Annotated in this window: 27 protein-coding genes and 1 tRNA gene; 7 read left to right on the forward strand and 21 right to left on the reverse strand. The window is 34.1% G+C overall.

Features of this window, described 5'->3' with window-relative positions; all coding sequences use genetic code 11:
• Positions 1 to 24: 24 nt before the first annotated feature.
• The 17 genes from HMPREF0528_RS03590 to HMPREF0528_RS03670 all read right to left on the reverse strand — a co-directional run bounded on the left by HMPREF0528_RS03590 (position 25) and on the right by HMPREF0528_RS03670 (position 8,927).
• Positions 25 to 681, reverse strand: a complete 657-nt coding sequence (locus tag HMPREF0528_RS03590; protein WP_004895198.1) for a hypothetical protein — start codon at positions 679 to 681, stop codon at positions 25 to 27.
• 181 nt (positions 682 to 862) lie between these two features.
• On the reverse strand, positions 863 to 1,387 hold the full coding sequence (locus HMPREF0528_RS03595) for a superinfection exclusion B family protein (protein ID WP_004895199.1): 525 nt from the start codon (positions 1,385 to 1,387) through the stop codon (positions 863 to 865).
• Positions 1,388 to 1,691: 304 nt separating this feature from the next.
• Positions 1,692 to 1,763, reverse strand: a tRNA-Glu gene (locus tag HMPREF0528_RS03600).
• 704 nt (positions 1,764 to 2,467) lie between these two features.
• Positions 2,468 to 2,959, reverse strand: coding sequence for an ArpU family phage packaging/lysis transcriptional regulator (locus tag HMPREF0528_RS03605; protein ID WP_050756185.1), 492 nt, complete (start codon positions 2,957 to 2,959; stop codon positions 2,468 to 2,470).
• Positions 2,960 to 3,023: 64 nt separating this feature from the next.
• Entirely contained in the window at positions 3,024 to 3,254 is a 231-nt protein-coding gene (locus HMPREF0528_RS03610) for a hypothetical protein (RefSeq protein ID WP_004895202.1), read from the reverse strand.
• Positions 3,255 to 3,357: 103 nt separating this feature from the next.
• Complete coding sequence (locus HMPREF0528_RS03615; RefSeq protein WP_004895203.1) at positions 3,358 to 3,819, reverse strand: RusA family crossover junction endodeoxyribonuclease; 462 nt, start codon at positions 3,817 to 3,819, stop codon at positions 3,358 to 3,360.
• Positions 3,809 to 4,015: a hypothetical protein gene (locus HMPREF0528_RS03620; RefSeq protein ID WP_004895205.1), complete on the reverse strand. Its 207-nt coding sequence runs from the start codon at positions 4,013 to 4,015 to the stop codon at positions 3,809 to 3,811. Before HMPREF0528_RS03620 ends, HMPREF0528_RS03615 begins: the two co-directional genes overlap by 11 nt.
• A gap of 198 nt (positions 4,016 to 4,213) precedes the next feature.
• Entirely contained in the window at positions 4,214 to 4,534 is a 321-nt protein-coding gene (locus HMPREF0528_RS03625) for a hypothetical protein (protein ID WP_004895209.1), read from the reverse strand.
• Positions 4,527 to 4,790 (reverse strand): hypothetical protein, encoded by a 264-nt coding sequence (locus tag HMPREF0528_RS03630; RefSeq protein WP_004895210.1) that lies wholly within the window; start codon positions 4,788 to 4,790, stop codon positions 4,527 to 4,529. The genes HMPREF0528_RS03625 and HMPREF0528_RS03630 overlap by 8 nt, the downstream gene beginning before the upstream one ends.
• Positions 4,791 to 4,875: 85 nt before the next feature.
• On the reverse strand, positions 4,876 to 5,676 hold the full coding sequence (locus HMPREF0528_RS03635; protein WP_004895212.1) for a DnaA ATPase domain-containing protein: 801 nt from the start codon (positions 5,674 to 5,676) through the stop codon (positions 4,876 to 4,878).
• A gap of 11 nt (positions 5,677 to 5,687) precedes the next feature.
• On the reverse strand, positions 5,688 to 6,476 hold the full coding sequence (locus HMPREF0528_RS03640) for a conserved phage C-terminal domain-containing protein (protein WP_004895214.1): 789 nt from the start codon (positions 6,474 to 6,476) through the stop codon (positions 5,688 to 5,690).
• A 2-nt stretch (positions 6,477 to 6,478) separates the two neighbouring features.
• On the reverse strand, positions 6,479 to 7,165 hold the full coding sequence (locus tag HMPREF0528_RS03645) for a Sak single strand annealing protein (RefSeq protein WP_004895215.1): 687 nt from the start codon (positions 7,163 to 7,165) through the stop codon (positions 6,479 to 6,481).
• A 12-nt stretch (positions 7,166 to 7,177) separates the two neighbouring features.
• The gene (locus HMPREF0528_RS03650; protein ID WP_004895217.1) at positions 7,178 to 7,663 is read right to left on the reverse strand and encodes a siphovirus Gp157 family protein; all 486 of its coding nucleotides are present in this window, start codon (positions 7,661 to 7,663) and stop codon (positions 7,178 to 7,180) included.
• Positions 7,664 to 7,678: 15 nt separating this feature from the next.
• Positions 7,679 to 8,218, reverse strand: coding sequence for a hypothetical protein (locus HMPREF0528_RS09460; protein ID WP_004895218.1), 540 nt, complete (start codon positions 8,216 to 8,218; stop codon positions 7,679 to 7,681).
• 159 nt (positions 8,219 to 8,377) lie between these two features.
• Positions 8,378 to 8,587 carry a helix-turn-helix domain-containing protein gene (locus tag HMPREF0528_RS03665; RefSeq protein ID WP_004895220.1) on the reverse strand — a complete coding sequence of 70 codons (210 nt, stop codon included), beginning with the start codon at positions 8,585 to 8,587 and terminating at the stop codon, positions 8,378 to 8,380.
• Positions 8,588 to 8,602: 15 nt separating this feature from the next.
• Positions 8,603 to 8,734, reverse strand: a complete 132-nt coding sequence (locus HMPREF0528_RS09685; RefSeq protein ID WP_004895221.1) for a hypothetical protein — start codon at positions 8,732 to 8,734, stop codon at positions 8,603 to 8,605.
• On the reverse strand, positions 8,712 to 8,927 hold the full coding sequence (locus tag HMPREF0528_RS03670) for a helix-turn-helix domain-containing protein (RefSeq protein ID WP_004895222.1): 216 nt from the start codon (positions 8,925 to 8,927) through the stop codon (positions 8,712 to 8,714). Before HMPREF0528_RS03670 ends, HMPREF0528_RS09685 begins: the two co-directional genes overlap by 23 nt.
• A 78-nt stretch (positions 8,928 to 9,005) precedes the next feature.
• Between HMPREF0528_RS03670 and HMPREF0528_RS03675 the strand changes: the two genes are divergently transcribed.
• Positions 9,006 to 9,320 carry a hypothetical protein gene (locus tag HMPREF0528_RS03675; protein ID WP_004895223.1) on the forward strand — a complete coding sequence of 105 codons (315 nt, stop codon included), beginning with the start codon at positions 9,006 to 9,008 and terminating at the stop codon, positions 9,318 to 9,320.
• On the opposite strand, the gene HMPREF0528_RS03680 is transcribed toward HMPREF0528_RS03675, so the two are convergent.
• From HMPREF0528_RS03680 to HMPREF0528_RS03695, 4 genes are read right to left on the reverse strand one after another with little or no spacing between them, the layout of a single operon-like run.
• Positions 9,307 to 9,495 carry a hypothetical protein gene (locus HMPREF0528_RS03680; RefSeq protein WP_004895224.1) on the reverse strand — a complete coding sequence of 63 codons (189 nt, stop codon included), beginning with the start codon at positions 9,493 to 9,495 and terminating at the stop codon, positions 9,307 to 9,309. The genes HMPREF0528_RS03675 and HMPREF0528_RS03680 overlap by 14 nt on opposite strands.
• Before the next feature lie 48 nt (positions 9,496 to 9,543).
• A complete protein-coding gene (locus HMPREF0528_RS03685) occupies positions 9,544 to 9,762 on the reverse strand; it encodes a hypothetical protein (protein WP_004895225.1) in 219 nt (72 codons plus the stop codon).
• Positions 9,763 to 9,764: 2 nt separating this feature from the next.
• Entirely contained in the window at positions 9,765 to 10,562 is a 798-nt protein-coding gene (locus tag HMPREF0528_RS03690) for an ORF6N domain-containing protein (protein WP_004895226.1), read from the reverse strand.
• The gene (locus HMPREF0528_RS03695; RefSeq protein ID WP_004895227.1) at positions 10,562 to 10,813 is read right to left on the reverse strand and encodes a helix-turn-helix domain-containing protein; all 252 of its coding nucleotides are present in this window, start codon (positions 10,811 to 10,813) and stop codon (positions 10,562 to 10,564) included. The genes HMPREF0528_RS03690 and HMPREF0528_RS03695 overlap by 1 nt, the downstream gene beginning before the upstream one ends.
• A 151-nt stretch (positions 10,814 to 10,964) precedes the next feature.
• Between HMPREF0528_RS03695 and HMPREF0528_RS03700 the strand changes: the two genes are divergently transcribed.
• The 6 genes from HMPREF0528_RS03700 to HMPREF0528_RS03725 all read left to right on the forward strand — a co-directional run bounded on the left by HMPREF0528_RS03700 (position 10,965) and on the right by HMPREF0528_RS03725 (position 15,464).
• Positions 10,965 to 11,333, forward strand: a complete 369-nt coding sequence (locus HMPREF0528_RS03700) for a helix-turn-helix domain-containing protein (protein WP_004895228.1) — start codon at positions 10,965 to 10,967, stop codon at positions 11,331 to 11,333.
• Positions 11,317 to 11,742: a M78 family metallopeptidase domain-containing protein gene (locus HMPREF0528_RS03705; RefSeq protein ID WP_234600839.1), complete on the forward strand. Its 426-nt coding sequence runs from the start codon at positions 11,317 to 11,319 to the stop codon at positions 11,740 to 11,742. The genes HMPREF0528_RS03700 and HMPREF0528_RS03705 overlap by 17 nt, the downstream gene beginning before the upstream one ends.
• A 57-nt stretch (positions 11,743 to 11,799) precedes the next feature.
• Positions 11,800 to 12,717 (forward strand): type II toxin-antitoxin system PemK/MazF family toxin, encoded by a 918-nt coding sequence (locus tag HMPREF0528_RS03710; RefSeq protein WP_004895230.1) that lies wholly within the window; start codon positions 11,800 to 11,802, stop codon positions 12,715 to 12,717.
• Positions 12,718 to 12,869: 152 nt separating this feature from the next.
• Positions 12,870 to 13,220 carry a FlgT C-terminal domain-containing protein gene (locus HMPREF0528_RS03715; protein ID WP_004895231.1) on the forward strand — a complete coding sequence of 117 codons (351 nt, stop codon included), beginning with the start codon at positions 12,870 to 12,872 and terminating at the stop codon, positions 13,218 to 13,220.
• Positions 13,221 to 13,241: 21 nt separating this feature from the next.
• Positions 13,242 to 14,120: a hypothetical protein gene (locus HMPREF0528_RS03720; protein WP_004895232.1), complete on the forward strand. Its 879-nt coding sequence runs from the start codon at positions 13,242 to 13,244 to the stop codon at positions 14,118 to 14,120.
• 168 nt (positions 14,121 to 14,288) lie between these two features.
• Entirely contained in the window at positions 14,289 to 15,464 is a 1,176-nt protein-coding gene (locus HMPREF0528_RS03725; RefSeq protein ID WP_004895233.1) for a tyrosine-type recombinase/integrase, read from the forward strand.
• Positions 15,465 to 15,553: the final 89 nt, after the last annotated feature.

A 15,553-nucleotide genomic window follows, 5' to 3' on the forward strand; every position in this document is an offset into this window, starting at 1 on the left:
AGCCAGCTTATGCTGACTTAAAAATCATAAATTTTCCAGACAAAACTTATATTGTTTATCGTAATCTTCAAATTCATCAATTATATTAATACTAGATAATATCTCTCCATCTTTAGCTACTAAATTAATTAAAATATTTTGACCACCTATCCCAACCCTTTCTTTAGTTTTTTTGTCGTCAATATTTTTTTCGATTTTCATTAGTTCTTTGAATATATGAATTTTATTATTTGAATCGCAATTAAGCAAATAATCTATCGCTTCTTCACACTGAGGCTTTAATATCCAATTAGGATTTGAATAACTTGCGATCTCCTGAATATCAAATTTATTAGTGCTCCTAAGAGCATAAGCATGTGTATTCATATCTTCATCAAAGCCGAAGATATAAATTGTTGTGTCTGTATTTACTTTTTCGATATTATTTTTTAAAACATCTCGAATTATTAGACTAAATGTTTTAACTTCTTTCGATAAAATTGATCTAGATCTATCAAAAGCTAGTCTAATAATTGAAAAATCTCCAGTTCCACACAATATGCTTTGAGTAAAAGGATAATATTCAAATTTTTGAGTAAAGTAAGATGGAATAGTTTTTCCATTGTTGTTTTTTCTCGATGCTAAAGTATCCATAGATAAAATAATACTATTAGGACTAATTTCAGCATTTAAAGCAGTCATAAAATCACCTCAATAACAATTATAAAAAAATCAATTTCGAAATAATAGGATTCATTCTTTGAGATGAATATAAATTTAAGCTAACTAAGTCCAACAATGGTAAATATTTTAGAACCACTGCTAAAAGTTTAATAATATTTCCATTAAAAAAGAACTGGCCTTTCGACTAACTCTTATATAATTATTTATTCAATTTAAACTTTTCTGGATTATTTTTCATAATATCCAAAGCCGGCGGTTGAAGTATATACAAAATCGGAACATCATTTATATCTTCTATTTCTCCAAATTTAGTATATGATACATTCTTAGTTTTAACTATTACTTTAGATTGATATAATTCAAGAACATTAGGATCATTTTCATGTAAATAGCCTTTATATTGAGGAGGATTATTAAATAATTTCCTAACAATATTTAGTTTTTCTTCTGTGAGACCTAAAACATATTTTTTATATTCTTGCTGTTCTTTTTTCGTTTTATATCTTTTCCAAATTACGTCGCCAATATCAAGGCCAATCGAAATCCAAAAAATCAATGCTACAAAATATATAAAAAGAAAACACATAGTTAATACTTTACCCACTGGCAATGTTTCAATATAAGATCTTGACAACAAAACTATCGTACAAGTAATAGCTATTAGTAATCTTGTTTTCATGTTTGACTTAAGAGCCTCCCATGCTGTCTTTACTAATTCTTCCAATTAATTACCTCCATTCGTTTCAAAAATAATTATAAAAAAGCCAAGTCTAATTAAAAGACTTGACTTTCTTGAAACGAACGGAATTTTAGTCCTAAGAAGGACTATGGGAAATACTGGAATCGAACCAAGCTTAATGTCTCACCATTTAGAGATATTTCCCACTTGCTCCTTAACAAAATAATTTTGAAGGGACATTCTTAAAGAATGTGTGTATGCACAGCGAACACAGAGCAATAGCCTCAAGTGTTAAATACATAATATAGAGGAATTCCTTAATGCGGTGAATTAATTCAATTAGTTCCCATAGCTCGTACAAGAATTGAACTTGTAACTCCACCGTGAAAGGGTGGCGTCTTGACCATTTGACCAACGAGCCAGAATACTCTGTTAGGTACAGAGCTAAACCAGATGTTTTTTGTAAATTAAATTAGACAAGTAATATTTTCGTGACCTATAAAAATTAAAACATCTTTTACTTACCATATGACAAGGTAAATATTTTTTTAACGTCCGTTTTCCGCCGGACAATGAGCAGGCAAGGAGTCGAACCTTGCTAGATACGTGAAAGAAGATCGCCTTCTTTCATTCCAAATTGTGTTCCGTTCTGCCCACGGTATCTGTTGCGGTCCACTGCGAACAGATAACCAGCTCTCAAATCACGCTCGCCTCGAAACCGTTGAGGGTCATGGCATGAAGGTCGTGCCTAGGCAAAAACTATTATATATAATAGTCACTGATTGACTACCTAATGCCTAGGCTAATGAGCAATCTGGGGTCGAACCAGATTACTCAACAAAAAAGTAATTTTTAGGATTAAGAGATGAAAAATACTTTTGTTAGGGACATCTAGCCTGATTATTTCAGGCTATAACCGCCAGCTGAATCGAACAACTGCTAACGTCTACCAGGAACGGTTACTAAGTTCGTCACTTAGCCTATATTTCAAAGGAGGTGCCTTAGCACTAATGTCTATCAAAAAGCCTACCGCTTAACTTTTCGACAATACTAATTTAACGCATTTCAATTGCAATTTGTCTGCAATTTTCCTGCAAATAATCTGCAATTGATAAAAAACGGAGGTTATCCTTTATATCTTAGAAGTACAGGCATATCTAAAGTCCCATTCTTAATTTTTTGAGTTTCTAAGCACTCTGCAAACTCACATAGTGCCAATTTCTTCTTAGTGTGATACTGTCTGTCAGAATATTGGATTGTATTAGCTATTTGCCAGTCTGGAAGCCCTTCAATAAATTTGTTCACCAAGATGGTTCGATAAGGTTGCGTTTGTGTATTAGCACATACTTGAAGTGTTTTATAGACAGTAACAACCTTCTTTTCATACTGTTCTACACGCGCCCATGCTTTCAAAATTTTAATTTCTTGAGTGTTGGCGGTACTTCTAGTGATAGGCATATCGGTAATTTCTGGGCTCGTTAAATCGCTTAACCGTAGACCTGCTCCTTTAATGTAATGCGGTAAGGTTGATTTAAAGAAACGAGTCGTAGCTCCCATAGTTTTTTCTAAGTCAATTTCGATTTCAGATCCTAAGCTTAATTCCTCTACATCTCTCACTATTCCCACTCCTATACTCGTTTAACCTATTGTTCTTTTTTTCTTAATTCATGGCTACATAAGCTCATGGTTTTCCTCCAGCTAATCCCCATTGACTATTTCCTATATACGTGATTAGAGGTTGCTCAAAAAAATCTTCATCAACCATTTCAAAACCATCTTTAGTCTCTAAAAAACATTTCCTACCATTGTCAGCAACGTGAAAACCATGAATCCTAAGATAATTTGGATTAAAGGTATCAACAAACTGCCGCATATATCCCCTTGTTCCGATCTTTAATTTTAAAGGTGGCATACGTTCATCCTTTCTCTACTCAAAGCACAAACACGACAAATCCAACTGTGCCTAGGCAGATCAGCGTCACTGCTATGGTAATTAATTCTGCACTATACTTCACCTAATCACCCATATCTCTCTTAATTCTCACTTCGACCCTAGGACGCTCGGCATATCTCTTTTTAACGACCAATGTTGTTACTTGCTTATCGTCATGATAGATACCTCTCATGACTTCAACCATTCTGTGAAGTTGCTTATTGCGTTTCATTTTTGGATTCATGCCGTCCATAATAATCTTGCTAACATTATCAATATCAGGCCTCTTAATTGGTAACTCTTTATTAATCAAACACAACTGTCTGCGCTTTTTGCTCCAGCTCTTAGGAATTGGAAAATACGCCACTATCCTGACATCTACAGGCTCGTCATGGTCAAAGCACCCGTCAAAACTATTAATTGCTGTGTACCTGACTAAGTCCTCGTACTGAGACGTTTTCTTCGGAGTATAAGTAACTTTCCTAGTAACCCTAGGTCTAGCTTTACCTACTGGCGGTCCTTCAATCGTGAAATTAACTCTCATACTCAGTGATAAGTTCCTCAATGTTTTTATGCTGAATTTCAGTTAGTCCTAATAATGTCGGTGGTTTTCCAGCAACATGAAGAATTAGGTCTTTTCCGTAAGCCGATATAATTACTGTGTCAACTCTCCCACTCTTAACCGCATTCTTAGTTTCTTCCAGAAATTCCAAAATTTTTTCTTTTTTACCTTTTTCCATCTCTATTTTCCTTCTCGTTTTTCCAAGCAACTTTGGCAAATAAATTTTCCATTTTCATCCAAAAACAAATCGTCGGTGTTAAATACTTCCCCACAATATTCGCAAAAATTAAAATTCCAATTCATCATAAAGCTCCTACAATCAAAATAATTGCTGCTAGCAGGATCAGAAATGCTGCTGCAAAAACCCAATCTGACTTCATAATTTTCCTCTCATCCAGTCAGGTATCTCTAAACCTGCATATTTAAACTTGTTAGCTTTTACGCACTTTACAAAAATCCAATCCACGAAGACGTTAGACTTAAGTGTTCCATCTTCTTCAAGATAGCAATTAGGTATCCAGAAGTTTTGAGTTCTGTATTCTGTTTCAACGTCTGGATTAAGCAAAAATCTCTTAGCTCGCAATCTGTCAAAATGCTTCTGTGTATACTCAATCAATCTAAAAGGAATTCCTCTGTAGTACTGAACTTCTGTATTGTACTTAATACGTGGTTTTTGCTTTTTCTTTTTTCTAGTCATTTGTTAATTTATCCTCTGCTACAGAATCATCTTCTAAGTAAATTTCATATGTATCTTGCAAGCAACCTAGCAAATCCGGAATTGATTCTCCAACGACAGTGTCTGATTTATCTTTTAAAGATTTACCTGTAGCAAGTTCGATAGCATAGAAGTATTCATCTTCGACTTCAACTAGTTTTACTTCTTTAAAATCTGCTGACTTTTTATTTCTTAAAACTACATTGTCACCAAGTTTTGGCATTTTAAATCTCTTCATTGCTCAACCTCCAACTACTTCTTTAACCACGCCATGAAGTGCCTTAGCAACCTCACTGGCTTCTTTCTTGTCTATTTTCCAAAGCTCAAAAGCCTAATACTCTTTTGTCTTTTACGTCACTAAAATCAATCACGTGTCCAGATGAACCTCGTAAAATTCGACTTACAACTTTAGGGTTATATACACGATTTAGCTGGTCACTATTTAAATTGGTCGTAATTATTACTCGACGCTGCTTATCTAAGATCTCTTTAAGTGTTTCCTGAACAAAATTACTTGCTTCATCCCCTTGACGACGCATTGCTGACTCAGTTCCTAAGTCATCTAGAACTAAAAGATCAACTGACTCAAAAAGATCTTTAACGTTTTCAACCGTCCACCAGCTATTTGGATTTTCAAAAGAAGCCTTAATTTTGCCGAAAAGCGATTCCACGTTCATGAAAAGGCATTTCTGTGCTGGATCTGCATTTTCATTAACTGCCTTAAGGATCGCCATAGATAGGTGAGTCTTCCCTGTTCCTGGAGTGCCGTACAGTACCGAATTGAACTCCTTTTCGGGATGCAGATAATACTCTCCAGCGATTGACCTTGCCTTTTGTTTAATTTGTGCTTCAATCGTCCCATTTTGTGTGTTGTAACTGTCGAAATTACACTTAAAGGTATCTTTATCATCAACAAGCGAACTTCTTCTTAAAACACCTCTTATATTCTTCTCCTTAAATTTTTCAACATTTGCTACTTTTTCTTGCTCTATTTTCTCTTGTTCGCACTTAGGGCAAATAGGATCTTTCCCATCAATGCCCATAAGATGACAAGTTTTGTGAATGGAACATGTATCAGGATATGTTTTGATACTAAGAGCAGCAGCAACTTTTACATCTTTCATGCTATTCTCCTTTAAAATGGCAAGTTATCATCTTCATCCTGCGGTAGCTTTTGATTTTCAAAATCTTTGAAATCATAAACTGTAGCATTCGCAGGTATATTGTTCTCATTTAAATAATCTATAAACTTAGGACTAAATAAAGTCGTTGGTCTCAAATAGGCAGACATTTTGGGATCATTTCCCCAAGAAAAGCACTTATTATCAATCACTCGTTTAAAATCTTGAAGTCTATAGCCCTCTCGCCAACGAGCATGAATTGGTTCTTTACTTCGTTTAGCAGATGCAGGAAATCTCCTACCCGTTTTCTCGTTCAAATAATCAATGATTTCTTTATATGGAATTTCTTCCTCAGGGTTAGACTTAGAGGGATTGTCAGGTTCTACCTGACCTATATCTTTAGTACGTACTTTGTTAGATGAGTATTTAGTGGAGTTAGTACTTTGTAGTTGCTGATTTTCCAGTGCTGGTTTTTCCTGTTTAGGTTTATCCAGCATTGGAAAATCGGATGTAGGCTCTGGAATTAACAACCAATCAGGATCAGTAAATTGACCTTTCGAATTTCGATTTCTCTTTCTTTTCAAATATCCAAATTTTACAAGTTCATCTCTAGCAGTCTGCATTGAACCCTTTCCATTAGTGAAATGCTTTAGCAGCTCATCTTCATAAAATACCCAATCGTCTGGCATACTCCAGCAGTAGGTAAATAGTCCCCATGCTTGTAGTGATAAGCGATTATCTCTCAATATCGTGTTATCTAACACCGTATAGTTCTTGTCATAAACTTTATGCATCTTGCCCATAGTTAATTACCGCTCCCAGCTTTACTATTTAATAATTCCTCAAATACTTTTTGCGCTTCACCTCCAAGACTATTGACATAGTTAACTGCAGCTGAATTGCCTTCTTTAAAGTGTTTCATCAGAATTCCCATTGTTGTTGGTTGTCCGTTAAAGGTAATAGGATAATCTTCCAACTTTTGTTTAACCGGTTTGTCCTTTGACTTGGTTTGTTTTTTAGCTGGCTCTTCTGGCAAATCTTCGCCAGCATAAATCTCTAATCCTAATCCTGCAGTGGCAAGAGCTTTAACAAGACAACGTTGTTGAGCCTTATTGATTAATTTCATATCTAAAGCCTGAGCTTTAACGGAGTTACCTCTATTGTCCATTACATAAAGGTTTTGAGACGTTTTTTCTCCGTTAATTGTGACTGTAGCTTCAACTTCACAACCAAATGGAGTTAACCGATAAGGTACTTGTCTACCAGTTGAAATCCATTCACCTTTTGAAGGAATATATTCGGGATATTCAGTGAATTCTTTCTTAGCATCTGGATAATGTGATTTAACTAGGCCCCATGCAGTCGCCCAGCTTAAATAATCCAGTCCCATTTTCTTTTTGATATATGGTTTTACATCAATCTTTTGTAAAGTAGCATACACGCTTAATTTGGGCTTTTGCTCTTCTTTTTTCTCTTTTACTTCTTCGGTCATGGCGTTTTCCCCTTACTTGATGGTCGTTCCTCTATGAGCTTTCAAGTGTGCCCCGTTGATTTCGGTGCCTGCTTTTAAATCCTTATAGAGCTTATTTTTATCAATTTTTACTTCTTCAACATATTTAATGTAATCTTTTGGTAAGTCTTCCTTTTTATCGATAACAACTGATGCTTTGAAATTGCGTGGTTTAAAGATATGCTCATCTGTCACAAGTTCTTTGATCCCAGCTCCGTCAATCACATCAGTAATGTATTGATTGAGTCGTTTCTTTTTGTTTTCTTCCACACGAGCTACTTCTTGCCATTCCTTAGCTTTTCTTTTAGCAAGTGTTATCTTCATATCAGAACGGTCAATTAACCCAGCTGCTCCATCTAATTTTTCGTTCCTAGTTAATTCCAAGCTCTCAATTGTATCGACAAGAACTTGAGGATCTAAATCTTTATCTTGTAGTTCTTCAATTTTTGCGTTAATTTGGAATGCACTCATTTCTGTCATGGTATATATCTCCTTCTATTTCATGTAAACGTGGTTCCAACCTTGACCGTACTGATCTGCTAAATCTTCGGCATAAATGCCATCAAAAGAAGCCATACACCAATTAATTAGATTAAATTCAGTAAGTTTTGTTTTTTTGGAAAACCAATATTTAAACATCTCATCGCCATCTTTATAGCCAAGCTTTTCGGCAAAGTCATCAACGGTATAAAAATTAAAATAATGGACCATGAAACTAAAAATGTTCTCATAAGGAAATCCCTTACCGATTGCTACTCGTTCGCCATGCACGTCCCGTAAGACAATGCCCTCTACTTCTTGTAAATCTCTCAATTGACTATCTTCAAATTCTTCCATGTGGTATACTCTCCTTGGTTGATATAAAATCTTTGAATTTATTCCTAGTCGTTCCCGATGGCAGTCGGTAACGACTTTTTTGTTGTCATTAAATGCAATTTTGAATTGTTTCTCGTATTCATCAGCTACTAGCGGTGACTTATCTTGTCTTGCAAAAAATGCGTTGCTATTGCTGATTAATCTTGCTTCTAATGTCATCTTTCTCACCTCCCTAAATATTTGGAAAAATCGCTGTATACATCGTAAAAATAAGTGCTACTAATGCTGTACACATGGTACCTAGCGTAAGTATTTCTGTTTCACGTACTGTGAAATCAGTACCCATGAATTCGTTGATCTTGTGGTTAATCCATTTACTCATAGTTGGTGATCCTCCATAAACTTTTGTAAGACATCCTTGTCATATAAGATTTGGCCATCAATACTAATTGGCTTAAAATCAAACTTTTTCAGCCAAATTCTAAATGTAGATGGGCTAACTCCTAAGAAGTTTGCTGATGCTGTCACGTTAAAATACTTCTGTTGAATAGCTCTTTCAATAACTCGTTCTGGGATTGCGATTTGCATGAAATCATCTCCTTTTTAATGAATCAAAATACTTTCCTTACTAGCTCTGTCTACTCCTTTTACAGCAAGATAAGTTTCTTGCTGAAGATGGATAAAACTTAGAATATCTTGAATTTCTTCCGGTTTACCTTCTAGTGTTAATTTCATCCTTATCTCCTCTCAATTCATCAAGACTAACGCCTAAAGCATCAGCAATTTTGCACATAGTTTTGAATGTAGGCTCAGTCTTTAAATATCTATAATTTCTAATTGTTTGGTAATTTATTCCTGATCTATTTGATAATTTACTCAAACTCCAATGCTTATTTTTTAAAATACGATCAACTGTTTGCCACGACATATAGTGTTATATTCCTCTTCTTATATACTTCATATTGTGCTATACTTAATACACGACTTTATCAAGGAGGTGAAATAAATGAGTGAAATTAACGGCTTAGGCGCTTTAGAAAAACGTCTTGATGACATGGCCGAAAAAGCTAAAAAATTAGATGGTGATAATCAAGTTGATTTTGACAAATTATTTAATGCTAATTTTATGAATAAATACACTGATTTATCATCTATCAAAGATTTTCTTGATATTTTAGACGCGCATAATCAAGAAGAATTTGAAAATTTATCTAAATCTCAGCTTGATACTCAAGTTAAACAACATACTCGCTTTGGTTCATGGTCTGAAATGTTACAGACTGCTACTAAAGAATATGTTGTAAACTTTATCGGCTTTTAATGTCGGCTTTCAATTGAAAGCTATTTATTTTCCGTAGTGTATCGTCTAAATGACTAGCTTGAACACTTGCTAATCTAAGCAATTGAGCTAGTTCAGAAAAATTAGTCTGAGCACTAACAACTTGGCTAAGTCTTGTTTCTTCTGAAACAGGGCTTTTCTTTTGCTCTTCTTTCATTGCTACCTCCTACGCTTCCAACAAATCCATTCGCTCTTTAAAATATTTCTATTGATTATCTCCTAAATAAATCTCACTCATTCCTAATAGGTCACAAATATTAGCTAAAAGTTCATAGTTAGATTCTTGAAGATCTTTCAACTCAAATTTTCTTTCGCCAGTTTTCACACCTGAATCAATAATTGTCGAAACTTTGCCAAATGTTGTATTAGGGTTATTCAATGCAACCAATTCTTTGAGTGCATCCCTTACATTTTCGTAATTCATGATTATTTCTCCAATTCTTTCTTAATTGCTTTCATCCCTGCATCGGTATAAAGCCATTGAGGAACTTCTTTATCGGAATATTTAGATTTGCTGTTAGCCCAGCGACCATATTTGTTATGACCCGGTTGTTTAGCCTTTAGTCCAAGTTTATTAGCAATTCGACCTACCATATTTGCTGTAGTATTTAGGGCTTCAGCAATATCTTTTGCTGAATATTCTTTCTGTTTCATAACAGGAATAGTCATTTCACCAGTTAAAACTTCAGCTGCTTTTGCTAATAAATTTTCTTTTGAACTACTTGATTCAGTTGCCATTGCAATCTTGTAGAGCATATTTGCTTTTCTGGTAGCTGAATTATCTTTCATGATTTTTAGACGTTCTTGGTTAACGATCATTGGCTTGTTTTCCTTAATTGCTACACGCATATTGAAGCAGTTATCTACCAACTCATCGTAAATATCCCATGCTTTGTCATCGTCCATGATTTTTAAAAGCTTGGCATATCCGCGTTCAGATAATAGGTAGATATGATTAGCGTTACCCCATTGAGCTTTAGTAAATCCATATTTAGAAAACAGATTGCTCGGAACAATTTGTTTTAAATCTAAAATATCGACCCCATCTTTAAATCTTTTTCGATTTCTATTAATCAAAAGATTAATGTTTCCAACTATTTGGTTATGAATTACCGCAATATCTCTTACAAGCAGGGCTTTCTTACCTTCGCCAAATCCGCCTTCGATTCCGGTGAATTCAAATTTTCCGATCTTTTCTTGGCCAATTACTTTTAAAGATTCCATTATTTCACCTTTCTTTTTAGTTTCCTTTTGGGAACGCTTTGAGTAAAAAAAATAGAGATTTTATCCTTATTAAATCCTAAAACAGACATCATTTTAGCTAGTTCTTTTATAGAAATATTAACTAATCCATTTTCTCTTTTGCTATAACTCGTCCGACTCATTCCTAATTTATGAGCAAACTCGGCTTGATCCCAGCCTTTAGCAATTCTCTCTGCTTTTAGCCTATTTAAATCTAATTTCAATTCTCCCATTTTATCACCTCTTTTCTATCGCTCCCGTTTGGGAACAATTTAATAATATATCCTTAGTTCCTGAATGTCAACATTAATTTAATATTTTTTCTCATTTTATTTCTTTTTGGGAACATATAGACTATAATTTTATTTGAAAGGCGGTGAAAGCATGCGTAATAATGATGAAATTGTTGCTTATGTTGATAACCTTAGGAAATCTCAAAATATGTCATTAAATGAACTAGCAAGAGCGACCGGTCTTGCTAAATCAAGTCTTTCAAGATATTTCAATAAAACAAGAGATTTTCCTGTTAATAAAGTACATCTATTTGCTAAAGCTTTACATACCACTTCAGAAAATATTTTGGGATTTGAGCCAGATGATTCTAAAACTGGTTCCACTTCAAGGGATGAAAATGAAAGTCAGCAAGCTGACTTAGACGATGATGACACCATATTCACTTTTCAGGGACGTCCTATCCCACCAGAAGACTTAAAGATAATAAGAAGGCTACTTAAGAATGACGACGATGAATAGTTTATATACAGATAGTAATACCATTACTTATCTATTCAATTATGCCCTAGATCATGGTATTTCATTTGAAACAACATATGATCTCCACAAAGATACGCCTTCTTGTAGTGTACCTAGTAAAAGGAAAATGGTAATTAACCTCAATACTGACGAGGAGGAATTACCATTTCAAATATCTCACGAGATTGGCCATATTTTAAATAAGGATTTCGGTAAGCAATTCTTTTGTGGAGAAAGTAGTTCATCGCCTGTTGAAGTTAAGGCATCACAGACTGGGATCAAAATTCTTGCTGACTATTACTTCTATGATGTCCCTAAGGAAGACTGGAATATAGATACTTTTATGCTTTATTACTGTATCCCAGTCTCTTATAAAGACTGGGTCATAGAGTACCTAGCAACGAAATGATTGATGCTACGGTTCAATTTACGGGCAAGGTTCAATAATTGAAAGGAAATATATTAAATGTCTGAATACAAGCGAAAATTCACTAATAGTGAAAAAAGGCATAAACTTGCTAAGTTTAACTCAGTCTATTACGAAGGTGATCCTGAGAATTGGAAGGTTTCACGTCTTCCTAATTGGATGAATTTTTATGGATACGAATTAGATAAGGAATTACAAGGCAAATCACCCAAATACTATAGGCAGTTCAAACAAGGCACGATCGTAATGATTGACTACGGAGTCCCGATAGGAAATGAACTAGGTGGTAGACATTTTGGCGTAGTTCTATCAAACAATGATACAAAATTCAAACGAAAGATCATGGTTGTTCCCTTATCTTCTCATTATCATAAGGGATACATTGATTTAGGATATGATCTCATGCAAGGAATAACTAAGTTAATTCAAAATCGCGTTATTGAACTTAATGAAACTGTTGACAGTTTAATTGAGAGGCTAATCCAATTTAAAAATTCTAATAATGGAAAAACATTTACATTTACTATTCAAGAAATCAATTTTATTCAAGCTAATAATATTGATGGTTCATTAATATTTAAAGAAGAAAATAGCTTTAATATTGAAAAACGAGATCCAGATTTTGAAAAACTTATTTATCAAATTAAAGCTACTGATTCATGGGAAAAATATCCTAATATTTTTAAATATGTTTCTTTTTTTGATACTATCTTTTCTTTCCAAAAAGAGATCTTTGAGGGAATAGAATACGGTAAAAACATGGTGAAGCAATTGAATGAGCTATTAAGAAAATTCCAAAAGTACAATAAACAATCCTTTGCCGTAATCTCGGACGTAAAAACAGTTAGCAAATTAAAAGTTGCCAAATTATCTCACTTCACAATTTCTGGAAATACTTATATCTCAAATAAAGCATTAACTAAAATAAAAGAAGAAGTAATCAAAACTATTGAATAATGAGTTCTCATATGTGATAATACATGTATCGACAGATTGATGTCGACCACGAAAGTGGTCTTAACGTATTGCTCAGAGTGATGAGCGAGGCATGTGATTATTTCTTTTCGAGATATATTGCATGCCTCTTTTTGCATATTAAGGGAGTTTGAATGGATATTAAGGTAGCAAAGATTATTAGCACAAAGCAATTAATAATAAATGCTGGTAAAGATCAAAAAATTAAATTAGGTCAAAGATTTGAAATTATTGACTACACTAGTTTTGAAGTTATTACTGATCCTGAAACTAATAAAAAATTAGGACGTATTTATGCAGTTAAGGGCAATGTAATCGTATCTAAGGTTTATTCAAAAATGGCACTTGTTGAAGCTCCATACGAAAATTCTTTATTTTCAATTCAAACTGATCTCAATGTTGATCCTAAAGAAATCACTGGTGGCTTACCTGCTCCATCCTTGAATCCCATCAAAGTCAGAGATACTTTAATTAAAACAAACTAAATATATAAGAATAGGATAATTATGAAAAAGAAGTATGTTATTGCAGCAAGCTTATTGGCAGTAATGGGAATGTCGGCGGCTTGCTCATCGAAATCAACCACAACCAAATCTACAGTTAAATCATCTAAAGTAACTCATAAGAAGAAAGCAACAAAAAAATTACCAAAGCCTGATTATGCAACAGCGGAAGATGCTGAAGCAGCATTAAATGCGGGAAAAGTGCTTGAAGGCAAAACTGTTCGCTTCAGAGTAAATGATCTAAGGCCTAAGAGTGCTTTTGGATACAATTTAGAAACTGGCCAACATTTAAACTTTGTTAGCCCACATAATCCAAAAGTAAAGGTTGGAGATATAGTCATTGTTAAAGTGAAAGAAGTAACATCTACTCTAGGCTCATTTGTCATCAAGTATTCAAACTTACATAAAGTACCGCTGAGATCTTTATCTAAAGCAGAAAAAGACAAATTAAACAAAAAGCCTAATACAGAAGATGAAACGGATTCTGACTCTGATACTACTTCTGCTAATCAGAATTCATCCCAGCGAAATAATGCAAAATCCACCTCATCTAATACTCAAAATGTTGAAGCTGCTAAGCAACAATCTAAACCTAAATCACAAGGTGAAATTAACAAGGAACTTGGCCACGATCCAAAAGGTGCCCCACTCTTACCAGGACAAGATCATGCTGCTGGCGCAAACGTAAATGGTGATCCTGATCCTTGGGTACAGGGACAAATTGATTGGGCTATTCGTGAAGGTTACATGAATCCTGACGGAACGGACACTGAAAAAGGTAAACAATTATTACAACAGGGTTCTGATGATGAAGACGCAGATTCCAATAATTCTAGTTACGATACAAACGATGATGATTCAAGTTATGATACGGACTATTAAAAAATAAACAAAAATCCCACTGATGCGCCAACATCAGTGGGATAAGGAAATGAGCTACGCCAATAGCTCAAATTAATGTTTTAAAATTAACAAAGCCATAAAAATATGAACTCTGCCCTCTTATTGTAGCAGAGTTCATATTTAGGCTACAATAGGAGGTTTTTTATTATGCCAAAAAGAAAAAATACAAGTATTAAAGATTATAAATTAAAATCTGGTAAGAAACGGTATATGTTTCAGATTTATTTAGGTACTAACAGCAATGGTAAGCCTATCATTACCCGCAGGCGTGGTTTTAAATCTTATGCTGAAGCAGAAGCTGTATTCAATAAAATGTCACAAATTAAACCAGATAATTTTGTAAAACAAAAACAAATTAAAGTAGCTGAATTACGTGAACTGTGGTTTGAAAATTATAAGACCCAAGTAAAAGAATCCACTGCAAATAAAAATAAACAAGTCTTTGATAACCATGTTATTCCCGCTTTTGGTAATCAGTATATTGACAAGATTACAGTGGCTGAATTACAAAAGTGGGCTGATAGAAAAGCAAAACAGATTGTTAAATATAGAGATGCTATTAATGAATTCAATGCCCTTTTTGAATACGGTATTCGCTTAAACTATGTTTCTGAAAATCCGTTAAAACGGATCATTATTCCTAAGAAAACATCTCGACCACGTAGAGACACTGAACATAATGTTTATACCCGAGATGAACTAAATCAATTCCTTGAAGTTGCAAAAGATTATGGATTGGTCCCGTATACTTACTTCAAGCTACTTTCTGCTACTGGTCTTAGAAAATCTGAAGCTCTCGCGTTAACATGGTCAGATATTAACCTAACTGCCGGTACTTTATCAGTAAATAAAACCTTGGCATATGGTTTAAATGGTAAAACGATTATTCAGCCACCTAAATCACCAAAATCTAAACGAATTTTGCCGATCTCTGACGGTTTGAAAGAAGTTTTGATAGATTATAAGCGAAAGCAGAAAATCATCTCTAAAGAGCTATTTCACACTAATAAGGGAACTTATTTAAGAATAAGCAAACCGGATCAATGGTTAAAATCAATTTACGCTAAAGACCACGAAGAAAAAGCTGAATATGCAAAAAAATATAACTTAAAAGAGCCACAACCGGATTTACGTCATATTACAGTTCACGGTTTTAGACATACTTTTGCAACACTACTTATTGCGGAAACTAATGTAAAACCTAAAACAGTTCAGATGTTACTTGGTCATGAAAACATTCAAATGACTTTAGACATTTATACTCATATTAACAAGAAAAATACAGAAGATGCAGTCAATGCATTAAAGCAATTAAATATATAAACAAAAAAACACCTTTTTAGCCATTTCTTAGCCAAAAAGGTGTTTTTATTACTTAAAACGTTGCTATATCAACATTCTTTTATTCAAAT

The organism is Lactobacillus johnsonii ATCC 33200, from assembly GCF_000159355.1.
Lineage (GTDB): Bacteria > Bacillota > Bacilli > Lactobacillales > Lactobacillaceae > Lactobacillus > Lactobacillus johnsonii.